Source organism: Agrococcus jejuensis, assembly GCF_007679035.1.
Taxonomy (GTDB): Bacteria; Actinomycetota; Actinomycetes; order Actinomycetales; family Microbacteriaceae; genus Agrococcus; species Agrococcus jejuensis_A.
Map to the genome: position 1 here is coordinate 695,663 of NZ_VEFR01000001.1, position 19,126 is coordinate 714,788.

The 19,126-nt window shown below is 74.1% G+C and carries 20 protein-coding genes; 6 read left to right on the plus strand and 14 right to left on the minus strand.

Features of this window, described 5'->3' with window-relative positions:
* Positions 1–89 precede the first annotated feature (89 nt).
* Genes FS793_RS03350 through FS793_RS03360 form a run of 3 tightly spaced genes read left to right on the plus strand, consistent with a single transcriptional unit; the run spans position 90 to position 2,127 of the window.
* Positions 90–851: an SGNH/GDSL hydrolase family protein gene (locus tag FS793_RS03350; protein ID WP_144718472.1), complete on the plus strand. Its 762-nt coding sequence runs from the start codon at positions 90–92 to the stop codon at positions 849–851.
* 38 nt (positions 852–889) lie between these two features.
* Positions 890–1,207, plus strand: a complete 318-nt coding sequence (locus FS793_RS03355) for an ArsR/SmtB family transcription factor (protein WP_144718474.1) — start codon at positions 890–892, stop codon at positions 1,205–1,207.
* Positions 1,207–2,127 (plus strand): cation diffusion facilitator family transporter, encoded by a 921-nt coding sequence (locus tag FS793_RS03360; protein WP_144718476.1) that lies wholly within the window; start codon positions 1,207–1,209, stop codon positions 2,125–2,127. Before FS793_RS03355 ends, FS793_RS03360 begins: the two co-directional genes overlap by 1 nt.
* A 98-nt stretch (positions 2,128–2,225) precedes the next feature.
* On the opposite strand, the gene FS793_RS03365 is transcribed toward FS793_RS03360, so the two are convergent.
* From FS793_RS03365 to FS793_RS03375, 3 genes are read right to left on the minus strand one after another with little or no spacing between them, the layout of a single operon-like run.
* On the minus strand, positions 2,226–3,476 hold the full coding sequence (locus FS793_RS03365; RefSeq protein WP_260979999.1) for an MFS transporter: 1,251 nt from the start codon (positions 3,474–3,476) through the stop codon (positions 2,226–2,228).
* Between the two features lie 57 nt (positions 3,477–3,533).
* Positions 3,534–4,373 (minus strand): DUF3097 family protein, encoded by an 840-nt coding sequence (locus FS793_RS03370; RefSeq protein ID WP_144719750.1) that lies wholly within the window; start codon positions 4,371–4,373, stop codon positions 3,534–3,536.
* Between the two features lie 2 nt (positions 4,374–4,375).
* On the minus strand, positions 4,376–5,410 hold the full coding sequence (locus tag FS793_RS03375; protein WP_144718478.1) for an LLM class F420-dependent oxidoreductase: 1,035 nt from the start codon (positions 5,408–5,410) through the stop codon (positions 4,376–4,378).
* 58 nt (positions 5,411–5,468) lie between these two features.
* Between FS793_RS03375 and FS793_RS03380 the strand changes: the two genes are divergently transcribed.
* Positions 5,469–6,374 (plus strand): LLM class F420-dependent oxidoreductase, encoded by a 906-nt coding sequence (locus FS793_RS03380; protein WP_144718480.1) that lies wholly within the window; start codon positions 5,469–5,471, stop codon positions 6,372–6,374.
* A 58-nt stretch (positions 6,375–6,432) separates the two neighbouring features.
* On the opposite strand, the gene FS793_RS03385 is transcribed toward FS793_RS03380, so the two are convergent.
* The 8 genes from FS793_RS03385 to FS793_RS03420 all read right to left on the minus strand — a co-directional run bounded on the left by FS793_RS03385 (position 6,433) and on the right by FS793_RS03420 (position 15,013).
* Positions 6,433–6,708, minus strand: coding sequence for a GlsB/YeaQ/YmgE family stress response membrane protein (locus tag FS793_RS03385; RefSeq protein ID WP_144718482.1), 276 nt, complete (start codon positions 6,706–6,708; stop codon positions 6,433–6,435).
* A gap of 207 nt (positions 6,709–6,915) precedes the next feature.
* Entirely contained in the window at positions 6,916–8,430 is a 1,515-nt protein-coding gene (gene gatB / locus FS793_RS03390; protein ID WP_144718484.1) for an Asp-tRNA(Asn)/Glu-tRNA(Gln) amidotransferase subunit GatB, read from the minus strand.
* Entirely contained in the window at positions 8,427–9,941 is a 1,515-nt protein-coding gene (gatA, locus tag FS793_RS03395; protein WP_144718486.1) for an Asp-tRNA(Asn)/Glu-tRNA(Gln) amidotransferase subunit GatA, read from the minus strand. The genes gatB and gatA overlap by 4 nt, the downstream gene beginning before the upstream one ends.
* The gene (gatC, locus tag FS793_RS03400) at positions 9,938–10,237 is read right to left on the minus strand and encodes an Asp-tRNA(Asn)/Glu-tRNA(Gln) amidotransferase subunit GatC (protein WP_144718488.1); all 300 of its coding nucleotides are present in this window, start codon (positions 10,235–10,237) and stop codon (positions 9,938–9,940) included. The genes gatA and gatC overlap by 4 nt, the downstream gene beginning before the upstream one ends.
* A 78-nt stretch (positions 10,238–10,315) precedes the next feature.
* The gene (locus FS793_RS03405; RefSeq protein ID WP_144718489.1) at positions 10,316–11,359 is read right to left on the minus strand and encodes a YdcF family protein; all 1,044 of its coding nucleotides are present in this window, start codon (positions 11,357–11,359) and stop codon (positions 10,316–10,318) included.
* A gap of 31 nt (positions 11,360–11,390) precedes the next feature.
* A complete protein-coding gene (locus FS793_RS03410; protein ID WP_144718490.1) occupies positions 11,391–12,317 on the minus strand; it encodes a YdcF family protein in 927 nt (308 codons plus the stop codon).
* 9 nt (positions 12,318–12,326) lie between these two features.
* Positions 12,327–13,538, minus strand: coding sequence for a glycerate kinase family protein (locus FS793_RS03415; RefSeq protein ID WP_144718491.1), 1,212 nt, complete (start codon positions 13,536–13,538; stop codon positions 12,327–12,329).
* An 11-nt stretch (positions 13,539–13,549) separates the two neighbouring features.
* Positions 13,550–15,013, minus strand: a complete 1,464-nt coding sequence (locus FS793_RS03420) for an SLC13 family permease (RefSeq protein WP_144718492.1) — start codon at positions 15,011–15,013, stop codon at positions 13,550–13,552.
* 142 nt (positions 15,014–15,155) lie between these two features.
* Here FS793_RS03420 and FS793_RS03425 point away from each other — a divergent pair, with 142 nt between their 5' ends.
* Positions 15,156–16,220, plus strand: coding sequence for an Rv2578c family radical SAM protein (locus FS793_RS03425; protein WP_144718493.1), 1,065 nt, complete (start codon positions 15,156–15,158; stop codon positions 16,218–16,220).
* 40 nt (positions 16,221–16,260) lie between these two features.
* On the opposite strand, the gene FS793_RS03430 is transcribed toward FS793_RS03425, so the two are convergent.
* Positions 16,261–16,710 (minus strand): GyrI-like domain-containing protein, encoded by a 450-nt coding sequence (locus tag FS793_RS03430; protein ID WP_144718494.1) that lies wholly within the window; start codon positions 16,708–16,710, stop codon positions 16,261–16,263.
* Between the two features lie 28 nt (positions 16,711–16,738).
* Positions 16,739–17,086: a winged helix-turn-helix transcriptional regulator gene (locus FS793_RS03435; protein WP_260980000.1), complete on the minus strand. Its 348-nt coding sequence runs from the start codon at positions 17,084–17,086 to the stop codon at positions 16,739–16,741.
* Positions 17,087–17,184: 98 nt separating this feature from the next.
* Between FS793_RS03435 and FS793_RS03440 the strand changes: the two genes are divergently transcribed.
* On the plus strand, positions 17,185–17,841 hold the full coding sequence (locus FS793_RS03440) for an FMN-dependent NADH-azoreductase (protein ID WP_144718496.1): 657 nt from the start codon (positions 17,185–17,187) through the stop codon (positions 17,839–17,841).
* Between the two features lie 76 nt (positions 17,842–17,917).
* On the opposite strand, the gene FS793_RS03445 is transcribed toward FS793_RS03440, so the two are convergent.
* Complete coding sequence (locus FS793_RS03445) at positions 17,918–19,105, minus strand: NAD(P)/FAD-dependent oxidoreductase (RefSeq protein ID WP_144718498.1); 1,188 nt, start codon at positions 19,103–19,105, stop codon at positions 17,918–17,920.
* Between the last annotated feature and the right edge of the window lie 21 nt (positions 19,106–19,126).

Sequence of the window (19,126 nt, forward strand, 5' to 3'; positions counted from 1 at the left end):
ACGGTCGAAGGCTTCGGCCTTCCTCTCAGCCCGGCGCACCGGACTCCCGTGGTTTGAGGCCCATCGTACGCCCGGCCTAGCCTGGACCCGTGCATGTCTCGAGACTCGTGGCGATCGGCGACTCGTTCACGGAGGGCTACGGCGACGTCGTCGCCGGATCGGATGCCGTGCGCGGCTGGGCCGACCTCGCCGCCGTGGGGCTTGCGACGGCGCAGGGCGAGGCGATCGAGTACGCGAACCTCGCCGTGCGCGGCCGCAAGCTGGCGCCGATCCTCGACGAGCAGCTCGATGCGGCGATCGCGCTGCGCCCGAGCCATCTGTCGATCAACGGCGGCGGCAACGACATCCTGCGCCCACGCGTGACGATCGACTGGGTGAGCGGCCAGCTCGAGGCTGCCGTGCACCGCATCCTCGACGCCGGCATCGTGCCGGTCATGGTCTCGGGTGCGAACCCCTCGGCGGTCATGGCGGGCGGCGCCGTCATGCTGCGCCGCGGCGACGCGCTGCGCGACGCCGTGCGGTCGTGGGCGGATGCGCTCGACGTGCCGTTCGTCGACAACTGGACCGACGTCGAGCTGCAGCACGGTCGCTTCTGGACCGACGACCGCCTGCATCTCAACGCCGCGGGCCACGCACGGGCGGCGACCACCTTCCTGCATGCGCTCGGCTACGACGCGCCGGAGGCGTGGGAGGACCTCGTGCCCGCGACGACGGCGGAGGGACGCCGCGACGCCGTCTACTACCGCACGCACGTGCTGCCGTGGATCGGCCGACGACTCACGGGCCGCTCGTCGGGCGACGGGCGCACGGCGAAGATCGCGCTCCCCGTCGAGGTCGAGCCGCTCGCCTGACCTTCCATCGGATCGTCATCCGGCGCTATCATCGCCGCATGACGATGGATCGGATGCGTGTGGCCACGGTGCTGCACGCGCTGTCGGACCCCGGCCGCATCCGCCTGCTCACGCACCTCATGGAGGGCGAGCACCGCGTGCGCGACCTCACCGACCACCTCCACCTCGCGCAGTCGACCGTGAGCGCGCACCTCGCGTGCCTGCGCGACTGCGGACTCGTGACGTCGAGGCCCGAGGGACGCGCGTCGTGGTACTCGATCGTCGCCCCCGACGAGGTCACGGTGCTGCTCGACGCCGCCGCGGCGCTCGCCGCCCGCGTCGACGGCGACGCCGAGCACCACCACGGAGCCGCCTGATGGGCGCGGGACACGACCACGGCCACGGCCACGGTGCGCAGGGCGCCGTCGCGAACCGCCGTCGTCTCGCGATCGCGTTCGGCATCACGGCGAGCGTGCTCGTCATCCAGGCCGTCGGCGCCGTCGTCACGGGCTCGCTGTCGCTGCTCGTCGACACGGGGCACATGCTCACCGACGTCGGCGGGCTCGCGCTGTCGCTCGTCGCCGCGACCCTCGCGATGCGGCCGCCGACGACGCGACGCACGTGGGGCTTCGCGCGCGCCGAGGTGCTGAGCGCGGCCGCGCAGGCAGGCATCCTGCTCGCGATCGGCGTCTTCGCGCTCATCGAGGGCGTGCGCCGCCTGCTCGACCCGCCCGAGGTCGAGGGCGGCCCGCTGCTCGTCTTCGGCATCCTCGGCCTCGTCGCCAACGTCATCGCGATCCTCGTGCTCGTGTCGGCACGCGACGCCAACCTCAACCTGCGCGCGGCGTTCCTCGAGGTCGTCAACGACGCGCTCGGCTCGGTCGCCGTCATCGTCTCGGCCATCGTCATCGCGCTCACGGGCTTCCTGCAGGCGGATGCGCTCGCCGCGATGGTCGTCGCGTGCCTCATCATCCCCAGGGCGTTCGTGCTGCTGCGCGCCTCGAGCCGCATCCTCCTCGAGGAGACGCCCGAGGCGATCGACCTCGACGCCGTGCGCAGCCACATCCTCGAGCTCGACCACGTGACTGCCGTGCACGACCTGCACGCCTCGCAGATCGCCACGGGCCTGCCGGTGCTCACGGCGCACGTCGTCGTGGCCGACGGCTGCTTCCGCGACGGGCACGGCGCCGCGATCCTCACGCAGGTGCAGACGTGCATCGCCGAGCACTTCGACGTCGAGCACTCGACGATCCAGGTCGAGCCCGTGAGCCACCGGGAGCCCGAGGCGCACGCGTAGCGCGCAGGAGGGTGGGCCGGCGCGCTCCTCGCGATCTGCGCGATCGGCGGCGTCGCGCTCGTGCTCGTCGGACTGCTGTGGCGAGGGCGCGAGCGCCGCTAGGCCTCGCCCGCGTCCACAGGGTCGCGCCGTCGACGCGTCGCGACCACGAACGGCAGCGCGATGGCCTGCAGCACCGACGACGCGACGATCGTGACGCCGTAGCCCTGCAGATCGGCGGCGCGCCCGAACGCCGGCTGCACGAAGCCGCCGACGCTGCCGAGCAGCGAGTCGAACGACAGCACCGTCGCCCGCTGCTGCGACGGGATGCACGCGTTGAGGTAGGCGCGCCGCACGGGCATGAGCGTGGAGAGCGCGAGCCCCCACACGGCGAGGGCCGCGACGGCGATCCAGAACGACGTCGTGAGGCCCGCGACGACGAGCGCGACCGTCGAGACGACGAGCGAGGCGAGCATGAGGCTCGTGCGCAGGTGCACGACACGGCGCAGCGGCGCCGCGAGCATGCCGCCGACGATCTGCGCCGCCGCCACGAGCGCGGCGACGATGCCCGCGAGCGCGAACGCGCGCTCGTCGCCGTACAGCTCGAGCAGGTACGGCTGCGCTGCGTAGAACACGTAGCCCATCGAGCCGCCGACGAACGGGCCGGCGAGCATGAGCCACCGCAGCCTGCCGTCGCGAAGGCCCACGTCGACCGAGACGCGCAGCAGGTCGCGCATCGCGACGCTCGCCCGCGCGCGCATGGGCGCGAAGCCGAGGTCGTGCATCCAGATCGCCGCGACGACGAGGCTCACGACGAGCAGCGCGGAGCGCAGCACGAACGGCAGCCAGAGCCCCGCGACCTGCGCGAGCACGCCGCCGAGCACCGAGCCGACGAGCATCGCCGCGCCCGACGCCGCCTGGGCGCGCCCGAAGACGCCGTCGAGCGAGCCCGCGAACCCGGCGGAGCGGAGCGCATCCACGACCCACGCCTCGATCGCACCCGAGAAGAACGTGTAGCCGAAGCCGAGCAGCAGCGACGCCGCCGCCCAGCCCCAGAACGGCGACTCCCACACCCACAGCAGCACGTAGAGGCCCGTGGATGCGGCGAGCACCGCCGATCCGAGCAGGAACGACAGCCGTCGACCGCGCAGGTCGGCGACGACGCCCGTGGGTATCTCGAACAGCAGCAGCCCCACGGTGTAGAACGCGTTGGCGGCGAACGCCTCGAGGTTCGTCAGCCCCGCGTCGAGCAGGAAGATCGTGTTGATGCCCCAGATCATGCTCGTCGCGAGCGTGGTCGACGCCGTGAGCCCGAGGTAGGTCGCCTGGATCGCGCGGGGCGTCGTCGCGGCTGCTGCGGGCACGGTCACGTGCTCAGCATGCACCCATCCGCGCGCCCTCGTGCCCCGATGGGTCGCGGGCTCGGGTCAGGGGGCGGTGACGAAGTCGATGAGCTCCTCGACGCGCGCGAGCAGCGCGGGCTCGAGGTCGTTCCAGTCGCGCACGCGCGAGAGGATGCGCTGCCAGCCGCGTGCGACGTCCGCCTGGTCGTCATGGGGCAGGCCGAGGCGACGCAGCGTGCCGCGCTTCCAGTCCTCGCTGCGCGGCACGTCGGGCCAGCGCTCGAGGCCGACGCGGGCCGGCTTCACGGCCTGCCACACGTCGATGTACGGATGGCCGACGATGCGCACGTGCCGAGCGTGCGGGCCGCGCTCGACCTCCGCGGCGATGCGCGACTCCTTCGAGCCGGGCACGAGGTGGTCGACGAGGATGCCGAGGCGACGCTCGGCGCTCGGACGGTGCTCGGCGACGAGCGCTGCGAGGTCGTCGATGCCGCCGAGCGGCTCGACGGCGACGCCCTCGACGCGCAGGTCGTGGCCCCACACCCGCTCGACGAGCTCGGCGTCGTGCGTGCCCTCGACGAGGATCCGGCTCGGCAGCGCGACGCGTGCGCGGTGGTCGACGACGGCGCGCGAGCCCGAGGCGGTGCGCGTCGGCGCCTGGCTCGCGGCCGCGCGGGGCTTCACGAGCTCGATCGCCTCCCCGTCGACGAGGAAGCCGAGGCCGAGCGGGAACAGCCGCACCGTGCCGCGGCGATCCTCGAGCTGCACGTGCCCCGCCTCGATGCCGACGACGGCGCCGACGAATCCCTCCCCCGTCTCGACGACGAGGTCGCGATCGGCGGGCACCTGCCGCGGCGCCTTGGGCGCGCGGGCCGCCTTCGCCTCGGCCGAGAGCACGTCGCCGCCCCACGACCCCCAGTCCATCGTCACGAGCGCAGCTCGGCGACGGCCTCGAGCGCGGCGACGTCGCCCTGCACGAGCATGCGCGTGACGACGGTCGACTCCCAGCGCTGCAGGTCGTCGCGCAGCTTCGCCATCGGGCCGACGAGGCCGATCTCCTCGACGAGGCGGGTGGGCACGGCGGCGATGGCGCCGGCCTTGTCACCGGCGAGGTACCGCTCCTGGATGACCTCGCACTCGGCCTCGTAGCCGAGGCGCGCGACGGCGTCGAGGTGGAAGTTCTGCCCCTTGGCGCCCATGCCGCCCACGTAGAGCGCGATCATCGGTCGCACCTGATCGGCGGCGCGCTCGACGTCGTCGTCGACCACGACGGGCACGGGCAGCGAGACCTCGAAGTCGGATGCCGGCGGCAGCGCGGCGTCGCGCTTCGCGAAGCCCTCCGCGAGGTTCGCGCGCGCCTCGCCGTCGAGGGCCGGCGACAGCAGGAACGGCAGCCAGCCGTCGGCGATCTCGGCGGCGAGCGCCGTGTTCCTCGGGCCCTCGGCGGCGAGGTGGATGGGGATGTGCTCGCGCGAGGGATGCAGCGTCGACAGGAGCGGCTTGCCGAGCCCCGTCGTGCCCTCGCCGGTGCGCGGCAGCGGCAGCTGCGGACCGGGTGCCGTCACGGGCGCCTGCCTGGCCATGACGGCGCGCAGGATCGCGACGTACTCGCGCGTGCGGGCGAGCGGCCGCGGATACGGCTGTCCGTACCAGCCCTCGACGACCTGCGGCCCCGAGGCGCCGACGCCCAGGATCACGCGACCGCCCGAGAGATGGTCGAGCGTCATCGCCTGCATCGCCGTCGCCGCCGGGGTGCGCGCCGACAGCTGCGCGATGCCCGTCGCGAGGCGGATCGTCGAGGTGCCCGCGCCCCACCACGCGAGCGGGGTGAACGCATCCGAGCCGTACGCCTCCGCCGTCCACACCGAGTCGAACCCGAGCCGCTCCGCAGCCTGGATCGTCTCGAGAGCCTTGGGCGGCGGTCCTTGGCGCCAGTAGCCGATCGAGTAGCCGAACTCCATCGCTCCAGCGTATGGCCCTCGGCTCGGCGCTCGCGGGGACGCGCTTAGGCTCGAGCGCATGACCCTCCGCATCTTCACCGAACCCCAGCAGGGCGCCTCGTACGACGAGCTGCTCGCCATCGCGCTGCGTGCCGAGTCCGCCGGGTTCGACGCCTTCTTCCGCTCCGACCACTACCTGCGGATGGGCGACGGCGACCCCGGATACGGGCCGACGGATGCGTGGACGAGCCTCGCGGGCCTCGCGCGCGACACCTCCACGATCCGCCTCGGCACGCTCGTGTCGTCGGTGACGTACCGCCTGCCCGGCGTGCTGGCGATCCAGGTGGCGAACGTCGACGCCATGTCGGGCGGCCGCGTCGAGCTCGGGCTCGGCACCGGCTGGTTCGCCGAGGAGCACGCCGCGTACGGCATCCCCTTCCCGAAGCGGCGCTTCGACCTGCTCGAGGAGCAGCTCGCCGTCGTCACGGGCCTCTGGGAGACGCCGACGGGCGAGACGTTCTCGTTCGCGGGCGAGCACTACGCGCTCACCGACTCCCCCGCCCTGCCGAAGCCCGTGCAGTCGCCGGTGCCCGTGCTCGTCGGCGGCCATGGCCCCACGCGCACGCCCGCGATCGCGGCGCGGTACGCGACGGAGTTCAACGTCCCGTTCCCGGAGCTCGACGCCATCGAGGGCGCGTTCGCGCGCGTGCGGGATGCGGTCGCCGAGGCCGAGCGCACGGCGCCCATGACCTACTCGGTCGCGCTCGTGGCGTGCATCGGTCAGACGGAGGAGCAGTTCGTGCGTCGCGCCGCGGCCATCGGCCGCGAGCCCGCCGAGCTGCGCGAGCACGGCATCGCCGGCACGCCCGCCGAGGCCGCCGATCGCCTCGCGCAGGTGCGCGCGATGGGCGCGGAGCGCGTCTACCTGCAGTGCCTCGACATCACGGACCTCGACCATGTCGACGAGCTGGCGGCGCTCGCCTGAGGTGCGCGCATGACGAAGGGGGCCGGCCTCATGGCCGACCCCCTTCGAAGCTCCTGCGTCAGGCGCGCGTCTTGCCGCGGCTGCCGCGCGTGATGAGGCCGTAGATCAGCAGCACGATGATCGCGCCGCCGATGGCCAGCAGCCACGTGGTGATGTCGAAGAAGCCCTCGAGACCGACGCCGAAGACAGCGGATCCGATGAAGCCTCCGAGGAGCGCTCCGACGACGCCCAGCACGAGCGTGATGATCCAGCCACCACCCTGCTTGCCGGGGAGGATCAGCTTCGCGATGGCTCCGGCCACGAGGCCGAGCACGATCCAACCGATGATTCCCATGGTGCGTTCCTTCCGTTGGGGGCCGCGGCCTCATGAGCCGCTCGGGATGCCCCGTCTCGAGAACCTTCGCACCTTGGAGCGCCCTATGACGAAGTCCGCTCCGCCCCTTGACGAACGACGAAGAAGATGGTTCGGAGATCGAAGGAGATGCGGATGGGGCCTCGGCGTGTCGCCGAGACCCCATCGATGCGCTGGACGCGCGGCTCGCTACGACTGCGCTGCGCGCTCGAGCACGATCTCGCGGACGCGCGCGGCATCGGCCTGGCCGCGCATCGCCTTCATGACGGCGCCGATGACGGCGCCGGCGGCCTGCACCTTGCCGTCCTGGATCTTCGCGAGCACGTCCGGCTGCGCCGCGAGCGCCTCGTCGACGGCGGCGACGAGCGCACCCTCGTCGGAGACGACCTGCAGCCCGCGCGCGGCGGCGACCTCCGACGGCGACCCCTCGCCCGCGACGACGCCCTCGAGCGCCTGTCGCGCGAGGCGGTCGGTGAGCGTGCCCTCGTCGACGAGTCGCTGCAGCTCCGCCACGTGCCCCGGCGTCACGAGCGACGCGGCGTCGACGCCGCGCTCGTTGGCGACGCGAGCGAGCTCGCCCGTCCACCACTTGCGGGCCGCAGCCGGTGACGCGCCTGCGGCGACCGTCGCCTCGATCGTGTCGAGCAGGCCGGCGTTGACGACGTCCTGCAGCTCGAGGTCGGTGAAGCCCCAGTCGGACTGCAGCCGGCGCCGGCGCACGGCGGGCTGCTCGGGCAGCGCGGCGCGCAGCTGCTCGACGAGCTCGCGCGTCGGCTCCACGGGCAGCAGGTCGGGCTCGGGGAAGTACCGGTAGTCGTCGGCGTCGGACTTCGGTCGACCGGGGCTGGTCGTGCCGGTGTCCTCGTGCCAGTGGCGCGTCTCCTGGGTGATCGTGCCGCCGCCGGCGAGGATCGCCGCCTGCCGCTGGATCTCGTAGCGCACCGCGCGCTCGACCGAGCGCAGCGAGTTCACGTTCTTCGTCTCGGTGCGCGTGCCGAACCGCTCCTGGCCGCGGGGGCGCAGCGACACGTTGGCGTCGCAGCGCAGGTTGCCGCGCTCCATGCGCGCCTCGGAGATGCCGAGCGACAGCACGATGTCGCGGATCGTGGCGACGTAGGCCTTCGCGATCTCGGGTGCCGAGTGCTCGGCGCCCACGATGGGCTTCGTCACGATCTCGACGAGCGGCACGCCCGCGCGGTTGTAGTCGACGAGCGAGTACTCGGCGCCCTGGATGCGGCCGGTGGCGCCGCCGACGTGCGTGAGCTTGCCGGCGTCCTCCTCCATGTGCGCGCGCTCGATCGGGATGTCGATCCGCCGGCCGTCGGCCAGCTGCACCTCGACGGAGCCCTCGAAGGCGATGGGCTCGTCGTACTGCGAGATCTGGTAGTTCTTCGGCGTGTCCGGGTAGTAGTAGTTCTTGCGCGCGAAGCGGCTCGACTCGGCGATCTCGCAGCCGAGCGCGAGGCCCAGCGAGATCGAGTACCGGATGGCCTCGTCGTTCACGACGGGCAGGCTGCCGGGCAGGCCGAGGCTCAGCGGGTCGATGAGCGTGTTCGGCGCCGCGTCGTGGTGGTCGGGATGCGCCGGGTTGGGCGCGGCCGAGAACATCTTCGTGCGCGTGCCGAGCTCGACGTGCACCTCGAAGCCGAGCACGGGCTCGTAGCGCTCGAGGGCCTCGTCGAAGTCCATGAGGCGGTCCTTCATCGTGCTCCTCCCGTGAGTGCCGGTGCCTTGGTGGCGAGGATGCCGCCCCACTGCTCGGCGAGCAGCGCCTCGATCGTCGCGCCGGCGCGGTAGAGCCGCACGTCCTCGAAGTGCGGCGCGAGCAGCTGCAGCCCCACGGGCAGGCCGTCGTCGCCGAGGCCCATGGGGATCGACATGCCGGGGATGCCCGCGAGGTTCGCGGGGATGGTCGTGATGTCGTTGGCGTACATCGCGAGCGGATCGTCGATCTTCTCGCCGAGCCGGAACGCCGTCGTGGGCGCCGAGGGCGAGACGAGCACGTCGGCCTGCGCGAACGCGGCGTCGAAGTCGCGCTGGATGAGCGTGCGCACCTGCTGGGCCGAGCCGTAGTAGGCGTCGTAGTAGCCGGCGCTCAGCGCGTAGGTGCCGAGGATGATGCGGCGCTTCACCTCGGGGCCGAACCCGGCCTCCCGCGACGCGGCCATGACGTCCTCGACCGTGCCTCCCTGCTCGACGCGCAGGCCGAAGCGCACGGAGTCGAAGCGGGCGAGGTTCGAGGAGGCCTCGGCGGGCAGGATGAGGTAGTAGGCGGCGACGGCGTACTCGACGCTCGGCATCGACACCTCGACGACCTCGCCGCCTGCGCGCTCGATGAGCGCGACGGTCTCGTGGAAGCGCGCCGCAACGTCGGCGGCGATGCCGTCGGTGTCGAGCTCGCGGATGACGCCGACCTTCAGGCCCGCGAGCGAGCCGGATGCGGCGCCCTCGCGCGCGGCGGCGGCGAACGACGGCCACTCGCGCTGCAGCGACGTGGAGTCGTGCGGGTCGTGGCCGCCGATGACGTCGTGGATGAGCGCCGAGTCGAGCACCGTGCGCGACACGGGGCCGACCTGGTCGAGGCTCGAGGCCAGCGCGATGGCGCCGTACCTGCTGACGCCGCCGTACGTGGGCTTGACGCCGACGGAGCCGGTGACCGCCGCCGGCTGACGGATCGAGCCACCGGTGTCGGAGCCGAGGGCGAACGGCGCCTCGAAGGCCGCGACCGCCGCCGCCGAGCCACCGCCGGAGCCGCCGGGGATGCGCTCGAGGTCCCACGGGTTGCGCGTGGGGCCGTACGCCGAGTGCTCGGTCGAGGAGCCCATGGCGAACTCGTCCATGTTCGTCTTGCCGAGCGCGACGAGGCCCGCGGCCTTCAGGCGCGCGACGGGCGTCGCGTCGTAGGGCGGCACCCAGCCCTCGAGGATGCGCGAGCCCGACGTCGACGGCATGCCGATCGTGCACAGCACGTCCTTGATCGCGACGGGCGCGCCCGCGAGCTCGTGCAGCCGCTCGCCTGCGGCACGCCGATCGTCGATGGCGCGCGCCTCGTCGAGGGCGCCGGCGTTGACGTGGAGGAACGCGTGCAGCTCGCCGTCGACGGCCGCGATGCGGTCGAGGTGCGCCTGCGTCGCCTCGACGCTCGAGACGTCGCCGGCGGCGAGGAGGCCTGCGAGCTCGGCGCCGGAGCTGCGGGTGAGGTCCTGCGAGGTCACTGCTCCTCCCCCAGGATCGCGGAGACGCGGAAGCGCTCGCCGTCGTGGCTCGGCGCCCCGGCGAACGCCTCGGCGTGGCTGAGGGTCGCGCCCTCGACGTCGGGGCGCGTCACGTTCGCGAGCGGCACGGGGTGGCTCGTGGCGGGCACGTCGTCGCCGACGGCCTCCGAGACCTTCGCGATGGCGTCGACGATGGCCGAGAGCTCGGTGGTGAGGCTCTCGATCTCCTCGTCGGTGAGGGCGATGCGCGAGAGGCCGGCGAGGTGCTCGACCTGCTCGCGGGTGATGTCGGACATGCGTCTCCAGCTCGGAGGAAGGGATGCGTCCATCCTACGGAGCCGAGCGCATCCGCGGTCGCGGTGCGCTGGTGCGCGTCAGGCGCCGACGACGCGGAGCACCGTGAGCACGAGCAGCGCGGCGAACGGCACGAGCAGCACGCCCACGATCGCGGCGTGCACCCGGAGGTGGTCGCGCAGCAGCGCGACGTACTCGCGCAGCAGCGCGCTCGGCAGGTAGTAGCGGGCCGTGCGCGCACCGCGCGCGTGCCCTCGGATGCCGAGCGTGCGCAGCAGCGTCGCGGCGCGGAACGCGTGGTAGTCGCTCGTCACGACCGTCACGGGGCCGAGCACGCCGCGCTCCTCGAGGAGCGCTCGCGTCCGCTGCAGGTTCTCCTCGGTCGTGGTCGACGCCTCCTCGAGCAGCAGCCGATCGCGTGCGACGCCGAGCGACTCGGCGTGCTCGGCCATGGCCGACGCCTCGCTGCGCGGCTCGTCGGCGCCCTGCCCTCCCGAGAGCACGAGCAGCGTGCGCGGATCCTCGTCGGCGAGCGCGACGCCGCGCGCGACGCGGGCCGCGAGCAACGGCGACACGCGGCCGTCGACGAGCCCGGCGCCGAGCACGACGACCGCCGCGGCGACCGGCGCACGCGCGGCGATGCGCGCGTAGACGAGCGACCACAGCAGGTACGCGAGCAGCACGAGGCCGAGGTAGCCGATGGGCGCGGCGAGCACGAGCACGAGCACGACGACCCCGCCGAGCTCGGCGGCGATCGTGAGCCAGCCGAGCGCGTACAGCGCGAGGATCGCGACGCCGGCGAGGAGCGAGAGCAGATGCGCGGGCGAGCGCCGCTCCCGCAGCAGCATGAGCACGCCGTTCACCACGAGCGCCGAGCCGAGCACGAGGCCCGAGAGCACCGGGATGCCGACGAGCAGCGCCGCCTGCCCGAGCAGGCGCGCCTGGTCGTCGACGCCGAGCACCGCGCCGACGTCGCCGAGCGTCGTGACGAGCGACGACGCGAGGGCCGTGACGAGCGAGGTGACGGCGAGCGTCAGGAGGATGCCGGGTGCGAGGCGGCGCGGGTCGCGTGCTGCGAGGACGACGCCGACGATCGCGAGCGCCAGCGTGAGAGGCCCGGGCATCCCTCCACCCTATGCAGCCGGGCCGCCGGGATCAGCCGACGAGCCCCGCCGTGCGGACGACGCCGACGATCGTCATGGCGACGGCGAGCACGCCGAGCACGAGCAGCGTGCCGCGCGAGGGCCGCACGGTCGCGGCGAGCTCGCGCACGAGGGCGCCGGGTCGGTAGACGGGGCTCGACCACGAGTCGATCGCGTCGCCCTCGATGCCCAGGCGCTGCAGCAGCATCCGCGTGCGGGGCACGTGGTACTCGCTCGTCACGACGAGCCACGGCTCGGCCGCGCCGAGCGCGCGGGTGCGCACGAGGTTCTCCTCGGTCGAGGTCGACCGGTCCTCGAGGTCGATCGCCGCGGCGGGCACGCCGCACGCCTCCACGAGGTGCTCGGCCATCGCCGCCGCCTCGCTGCGGGGCTCGTCGCGGCCCTGCCCGCCGGACGCGACCATCCGCACGCTGGGATCGCCCGCATGCCACAGGGCCGCCGCCCGCTCGACGCGGCGGCGCAGCAAGGGGCCGACGTGCCTGCCCTTGAGCGCCCCACCGAGCACGACGATCGTGCGCGGCGTCATCCCCGGGGAGAGCGGGCGCGAGGTCGCCGCGTGCAGCAGGTACGCCGCGAAGGCGAGCCCGAGGATCCAGGCGGGCCAGCAGCAGTGCAGCAGGCCGGTCGCGAGGTCCGGCCGCGTCGGCGCGAGCACGATCGCGACGACGACGATCGCGGTGGCGACGATGCCGACGCCCGCGATCGCGAGGTCGTGCGGCTTGACCCGCTGCATGCGGCGCATCGCGATCGCATGCGCGAAGCCCGCGACGCCGAGCGTCGGCACCGTCGCGAGCGCCGCGATCCACGCCGCGGCGTCCACGACCCCGCGCCAGCCGTCGCGCACGCCGAACGCGATCGCGAGGGCGACCACGGCGAGTGCGACGGCGGCGCCCCACACCTCGAAGCGTCGCCCCAGCACCCGGTCAGCCTACGCGGCGGCTGCGTGCCGTCGGTCGTGCTGCGGGGCCAGCGCCGACGACAGCGACGCACCGAGCAGCACGGTGCGCAGGGCGCGCTCCGCGCCGTCGGCCACGAGCTCCGCGCCGCGCTCGCATGCCTCCGCGAGGTCCATCGGCGCGGGCAGGATGCCCTGCACGGCGTCGATGCCGATCGCGTGCACGCAGCTCGCGTCCGCGCCGATCGTGCCTGCGAGGGCGAGCACGGGCACGCCGGCCTCCGAGGCACGGCGCGCGACCTCGGCCGGCACCTTGCCACGCGGCGTCTGCCCGTCGATCGAGCCCTCGGCCGTGATGACGAGGTCGGCGTCCGCCATGGCCGCGTCGAGGTCGGTCTGGTCGAGCAGCACGTCGAAGCGCGGTCGCAGCGTCGCGCCGATCGCCGCGAGCCCGGCGCCGAGCCCACCCGACGCACCCGTGCCGAGCCCGTGCCGCAGGTCGATCGCCGCGGCGGCCGGCACGTCGTGCTCGAGCGTGCGCGCCCAGTGCTTCAGCGCACGTGCGAGGCGCTCGACCTGCTTGGGGCTCGCGCCCTTCTGCGGCCCGAAGACGCGGGCGACGCCGCGCGGCCCGGTGAGCACGTTCGTCGGGTTGCACGCGACCGTGATGCCCACGTCGGCCAGTCGCGGATCGAGCTGCGACAGGCCGACGCGGTCGAGGTCGCGCAGCGCCCTGGCGCCGAGGCCGAGCTCGCGACCGCGCTCGTCGAGCAGGCGAGCGCCGAGCGCCTGCAGCGCTCCGGCTCCCCCATCCGACGTGCCCGAGTCGCCGCAGCCGACGAGGATGCGCGTCGCCCCCTCGTCGAGCGCGGCGCGGATGAGCTCGCCGACGCCGTACGTCGTGGTGCGCAGCGGGTTGCGCCGGTCGCGCGGCACGAGCCGCAGCCCTGCGGCGGCAGCCATCTCGACGACGGCGGTCGTGCCGTCGCCGAGCATGCCCAGATGGCTCTTGATCGGCTCGCCGACCGGGCCGACGACCGTGCGACGCACGATGCGGCCGCCCGTCGCGGCGACGAGCGCCGCCGCCGTGCCCTCCCCGCCGTCGACGAGCGGCACGGTGCGCACCGTCGCGTGCGGCAGCACGCGGCGCACGCCCTCGGCGATGGCGTCGGCGACGACGTCGGCGTCGAGCGACTCCTTGAACCCGCTCGGGGCGACGAGCACGGTGGGGGCGGTGGACGTCATGGTGGACTCCTTCATCGGGTGCCGCGCAGGGCGACGGGGGTCTCGAGGGGCACGCCGAGCGCCGGCCACAGCCAGACGGCGGCGAGCAGCACGACGCCGACGACGATCGGGGCGGTGGCGGCGGCGAGCGCGACGAGGCTCGCGCGGTCGAACGTCGCGACGCCGGGCACCGACGCGAACATCGCCACCGGCTTCGCCGACGACGTGAGGGTGAGGCAGAAGCCGGCGGCGGCCGTCGACGCGAGGGCGGCCGACACGGGGTTGATGCCGGCGCCGAGCGCGACGACGAGCACGATGGGCAGCAGCACGGTCGCCCGCGCCGTGCGGGACTGCACCACGAGGTGCGCTGCCGCCGATGCGGCGACGATCGCGACGAGCACGAGCGCGGGATGCGCGCCGCCCAGCGCGCCGAGCGATGCCTGCGCGATGCGGTCCGCGGCACCGGTCGTGACGAGCGCCGTGCCGAGCGCGAGGGTCGCGGCGAGGAAGACGAGCAGCGACCACGGCACCGCCGCGAACGCATCCCGCGGCGTCGTCGTGCCGACGACGGGCAGCACGGCTGCGACGCCCCCGGTCATCGCGACGAGGGCGGGGTGGATGCCGTGCAGCGGCTCCGAGAGCCACAGCGCGATGACGAGGGCGAGCAGCGCGAGGGCTCGCACGCCGGCGGCGGACATCGAGCGGCCGTGCCGGTGGCTCGCGTCGCGCACGGCGGCGGCGACGTGCGCGACCGGGATCGCGCGCTCGGCGCGCGTGAGCCAGCCGAGCAGCACGATCTCCGTCGCTGCGACGCATGTGAGGATCGCGACGGGTGCGCCGAGCAGCAGCCACCAGAGGAACGAGATCGTCGTGCCCGTCGCCGCCTCCACGAGGCTCGCGGCCACGAGGTGCGCGCCGGCGCCGAGGATCGACGCGAACGCCGAGAGCAGGATGACGGCGGGGAAGAGCAACGAGAGCGCGCGCTGGTGCGCCGTCGGCAGCGCGAGGGCGATGCTGCGGAACACGGGCATCGCGAGGGCCGCGCGGCCGCTCGTCGCCGGCACGGCGAAGGTCGTGAGGACGAGCGCGATCGTCGTGCGATGCCACAGTCCGCGCACGGTGCGGGCGCGCCCCACGAGCGCGACGGCGGCGCGCTCGGCGACGCCCGACGACGTGAGCCCGGCCGCGAGCATGCACGATCCGACGAGCAGCCAGATCGTGGGGTCGCCGAGCGCGCCGAACGCCGCGTCGACGGGGATGGCGCCGACGAGCGCGAGCCCGACCATCGCCGCGAGCGCCACGACGGCGTCGTCGACGCGCGTGGCGATCCACGCGATCGTCGCGGCGGCGAGGCCAGCGACGACGAGCCGCTGGTCGAGGGTCCAGCCCGTCGTCGCGGCGAGGGCCCCGAGCCCGGCGGCAGCGACCGCCGCGGCGCGCACGATGCGGCCGACGACGATCCGCGGTGCGGCGGAGGCGATGGCGAGCGAGGTCATGCGCTCCACGGTCGGCGACGCACGCGAGATGCGCGTGAGACCCCGATGAGGGAAGTCTCATCGTCCGCGCGATGCCCTGGCTGCGTGCGCGGCTCGGCGTGGCGGGTTGCGCTGCGTTCGAACGTGTGTTCGAATCGCTGCCATGCGGTGGGAGGCTCAGCAGACGACGCACGTCGACGCCGACGCGCTGCCCGGGCTCGAGGAGCGCGGCGCGACGCTCGAGTCCTGGCCGACGCCCGGGTTCGACGGCATGGCGTTCCTGGAGGTGACGGCGCGCAGCGCCCTCAACCACGTCGCGGGCGGCGGCGTCATGGGCGGCGCGTGGACCATCAACCCGTACCGCGGCTGCCAGCACGCGTGCGTCTACTGCTTCGCTCGCGACACGCACCGATACCTCGACCTCGACGCAGGTCGGGACTTCGACTCGCGCATCGTCGTGAAGGCCAACGTCGTCGAGGTCCTCGAGCGCGAGCTGCGCACGACGCGACGCGACGTCGACCGCGTGCACCTCGGCACCAACACCGACCCGTACCAGCGGGCCGAGGGTCGCTACCGACTCATGCCCGGCATCCTGCGCGCGCTCGCGGAGCACGGCGCATCCATCGCCATCCTCACGAAGGGCACGCTGCTGCGGCGCGACGTGCCGCTGCTCGCCGAGCTCGCGAAGGAGGTGCCGGTCTCGATCGCCATGTCGATCGCGGTGTTCGACGACGCCCTGCAGCAGTCGGTCGAGCCGGGCACGCCGTCGACGGCCGCCCGACTCGCGACCGTGCGGGCCGTGCGCGAGGCGGGCCTCGACTGCGAGGTCTTCCTCATGCCGGTGCTGCCGGGGCTCACCGACACGCGCGCGCACCTCGAGCGGGCGTACGCGGCCATCGCGGAGGCGGGCGCGACGGGCGTCGCCACGTCGTCGCTGCATCTGCGGCCGGGGGCGCGCGAATGGTACCTGCAGTGGCTCGAGGCCGAGCATCCGCACCTCGTCGACCAGTACCGGCGCATCTACGGCGGCGGGGCGTACGCGTGCCACGACTACCGGGACTGGCTGCGTGCGCGCACGACGCCGCTCGCACGCCGGCACGGGCTCCTGCGCTCGCGGGTCGCCGACGGCACGGGCACGAACTTCGTCGCCAACGCACCGCGCCGCGGCGCGCAGCAGCTGCCGTCACGTCCCGTCGAGCCGGTCGACGCGCCCGCTCCCCTGTTCTGAACGGCCGCGCGCAGGTCGGCGCGGGCCGGGCGCCGCGCCGTCAGGCGGCGCGCACCGGCTGCTGCAGCTCGACGATCCAGTCGCCCTGATCGGCGGAGACGGCGCGCACGTACCGCTCCCGTGCGACGCCGCTCGGCACGAGCCCGCGCTCGGCGATCGCGTCGTGCAGCGTGCTCCATGTCGCTCGCACCCCCGCCATGGGTCCACGATGCTCGATCGTCGCCACCTGCTCCTCGGCATCGAGCTCGACGCTCTCGAGCCCCTCGGGCACGAGCATGCCGACGAGGTAGCCCGCCGCGACGCGCATGCGATCGCCCTCGCTCGCGTACGTCGCGATCGGCACGTCCTGGGCGCCCGGCGCGTGACCGAACACCGCCTGCACCTCCTGGAACAGCGCCTCCACGACCCCGGAGACCGCATCGGCGGGCACGACGTCGGTGGCGGCCGCGATGCGCATCGCGGGCAGGGGGCGGATGTCGATGTCGGTCACGCGGGCGCCTTCCGTGGGTGCGGTCAGGCTAGCGAGTCGACGCCGCCTCGCGCGCCAGGCTCTCGTTCGCCCAGCGCCCGAGGTCGTCGAGCACGGGCATGAGCCGCTCGCCCGCGTCGGTCAGCGCGTAGCGCACCGACACGGGAGGCCCGGGCTCGACGACGCGGTCGACGAGCCCCGCACCGACGAGCTCGGCCAGCCGGTCGGCGAGCATCGTGTCGCTGATGCCGGGCACGGCGCGTCGCAGCTCGGCGAACGAGCCCGCACCGAAGCCGAGCACGCGCAGCAGCATGCCGTTCCAGCGCTTGCCCAGCACCGAGAACGCGCGCGTGATCGCGGCGTCGCACACGTGCGGGTCGGCGGTCGGCTCGATCACGCCTCCATCGTACTTCTGCTACGGTCGTCCAAGTCGCTCTGCTTTTCTGAGCGACTACGGATGCGCGAGACGCGCATCCTCGCGATCCAAGGAGCAGCATGTCCCTCTTCCGTCTCGACGCGAGCATCATGCCCGCGACCTCCGCGAGCCGCGCGCTCGGCGACCTCGTCGAGTCCGCCTGGTCGACCGCGCATCCCGCCGGCGAGGTGCGTCGCCGCGACATCGGCACCGCGCCGATCGCCGCCGACCTCTGGGGCGCGGCCATCACCGAGGGCTTCACCGCCGAGTCAGACCGCACCGACCTCCAGCGCGAGGCGCGGCAGCTCGCCGCGACCCTCGCCGACGAGCTGCTCGGCGCCGACGCGATCCTGCTCACGGTGCCGCTGTACAACTACGGCGTCTCGCAGCACGCGAAGACGTGGTTCGACCTCGCCTACGCCGACCCGCGCATCGGACCCGGCGCGACGGGCCTCGCCGGCACGCCCGCGGTGCTCGTGACGGTGCTCGGCGGCTCGTACGCGCCCGGCACGCCCAAGGAGGGCTGGGACCACTCGACCGGCTGGCTCGAGCGCGCGCTGCGCGACGTGTGGGGGCTCGACCTCGAGGTCGTGCAGCGCGACCTGACGCTCGCAGGCGTCAACCCGGCGATGGACGAGCTGCGGCCGCTCGCCGACGAGCGCCGCATCGCCGCCGAGCAGCACGCGACCGCCGCCGGCGCGCGCCTCGCCGGCGCGCTCGCGGCCGCGCGCGGCTGAGCGACGCGTCGCGAACGCACGACGCCCCGCATCCACGCCGGATGCGGGGCGTCGTGCGTCGAGCCGTCGTGCGCCGCTACACGCGTCCCGTCAGGATGCCGTGCCAGTACACCTGCGGCAGCACGTGCCGGTCGAGCACGTACCAGGCACGGTGCGCGCGCAGCTGGTCGCGCGCCCGCACCGGCAGCGACCGCCGCAGCGCGCCGCTGCGGTCGTACTCCGCGAACGAGAGACGGCCCGCGCCGGTCGCGACGGGTGCGACCGTCGAGCCGTCGTACCGCTCGAGCTCCTCGCCGGCTCGCGCATGGCGGATGTTCTCGACGACGATGCGCGTCTGCGAGCGGAGCGCGCCGCCCGTGCGCGCGTCGCCGAGCGCTGCGGCGTCGCCGATGCCCCACACCCGCGGGTGCGCTCGGTGCCGCAGGGTGTCGGGGTCGACGTCGACGAAGCCGCCGGTGCCCGGGGCGTCGAGGCCCGACGCCTGCACGACGGGGGCGGCGACGTAGGGCGGCAGCAGGTGCAGCAGGTCGACGCGACGGCGCTCGTCGCCGCCGGCCCCGGCCAGCACGACGTCGTCGCCCTCGACCGCGGCGACGCGCACGCCCGTGCGCACGTCGACGCCCGCGTCGTCGAGATGGCGCCACCACTCCGCCTCGATCGCCGAGACGGGATGCAGCCGCGCCTCGTCGTGCACGAGGATGACGTCGATCGCGTCGCGCACGCCCTCGCGGCGCCACAGGTCGCAGGCGAGCAGCAGCGGCTTGAGCGCCGTCTCCCTGCCCGACGCCGGCTGTCCGTGGAGCGTGAAGATCGCCGTGCCGCGCTCGAGCGTGCGGATGCGCTCCCACGCGCGCTCGAGCAGCGCGTCGTCGAACGTCGAGATCGCCATGCCGCGCTGCACCGCGTCCGCGGCGCCCGGGATCGCATCCCAGTCGAGCCTCGCGCCCGGCGCGACCACGACGTCGCCGCCTGCGACCTCGGTGCCGTCGGCGCAGGTCACGATGCGCGTGACGGGATCGACCGCGACGGCCGCCGTGCGGTGCCACGTGACGCCGTCGGGGATGAGGTCGGCCTGCGGCCGCGACAGCTCGCGCGCATCGGCGAGCCCGAGCCCCACGTAGTTCTGCAGCGGCTTGTAGACGTGCCGCAGCGACGGCTCGACGAGCCCCACGTCGGCGCAGCCGCGCCTGCGCAACCTCGCCGCCGTCGCGAGTCCGCCGTTGCCGGCGCCGATCACCAGGACGTCGTGCCGATGCGTGGTCATTGGAGCCACGCTACGGCGGCG

Excerpts from the sequence above, each read along its gene's own strand:
- gatB (WP_144718484.1), bottom strand. The coding sequence starts at position 8,430 with ATGAAGGACCGCCTCATGGACTTCGACGAGGCCCTCGAGCGCTACGAG.
- FS793_RS03425 (WP_144718493.1), top strand. The coding sequence starts at position 15,156 with ATGCGGTGGGAGGCTCAGCAGACGACGCACGTCGACGCCGACGCGCTG.
- FS793_RS03385 (WP_144718482.1), bottom strand. The coding sequence starts at position 6,708 with ATGGGAATCATCGGTTGGATCGTGCTCGGCCTCGTGGCCGGAGCCATC.
- FS793_RS03440 (WP_144718496.1), top strand. The coding sequence starts at position 17,185 with ATGTCCCTCTTCCGTCTCGACGCGAGCATCATGCCCGCGACCTCCGCG.
- FS793_RS03355 (WP_144718474.1), top strand. The coding sequence starts at position 890 with ATGACGATGGATCGGATGCGTGTGGCCACGGTGCTGCACGCGCTGTCG.
- FS793_RS03380 (WP_144718480.1), top strand. The coding sequence starts at position 5,469 with ATGACCCTCCGCATCTTCACCGAACCCCAGCAGGGCGCCTCGTACGAC.
- FS793_RS03445 (WP_144718498.1), bottom strand. The coding sequence starts at position 19,105 with ATGACCACGCATCGGCACGACGTCCTGGTGATCGGCGCCGGCAACGGC.
- FS793_RS03415 (WP_144718491.1), bottom strand. The coding sequence starts at position 13,538 with ATGACGTCCACCGCCCCCACCGTGCTCGTCGCCCCGAGCGGGTTCAAG.
- FS793_RS03370 (WP_144719750.1), bottom strand. The coding sequence starts at position 4,373 with ATGGACTGGGGGTCGTGGGGCGGCGACGTGCTCTCGGCCGAGGCGAAG.
- FS793_RS03420 (WP_144718492.1), bottom strand. The coding sequence starts at position 15,013 with ATGACCTCGCTCGCCATCGCCTCCGCCGCACCGCGGATCGTCGTCGGC.
- FS793_RS03405 (WP_144718489.1), bottom strand. The coding sequence starts at position 11,359 with ATGCCCGGGCCTCTCACGCTGGCGCTCGCGATCGTCGGCGTCGTCCTC.
- FS793_RS03360 (WP_144718476.1), top strand. The coding sequence starts at position 1,207 with ATGGGCGCGGGACACGACCACGGCCACGGCCACGGTGCGCAGGGCGCC.
- FS793_RS03375 (WP_144718478.1), bottom strand. The coding sequence starts at position 5,410 with ATGGAGTTCGGCTACTCGATCGGCTACTGGCGCCAAGGACCGCCGCCC.
- gatC (WP_144718488.1), bottom strand. The coding sequence starts at position 10,237 with ATGTCCGACATCACCCGCGAGCAGGTCGAGCACCTCGCCGGCCTCTCG.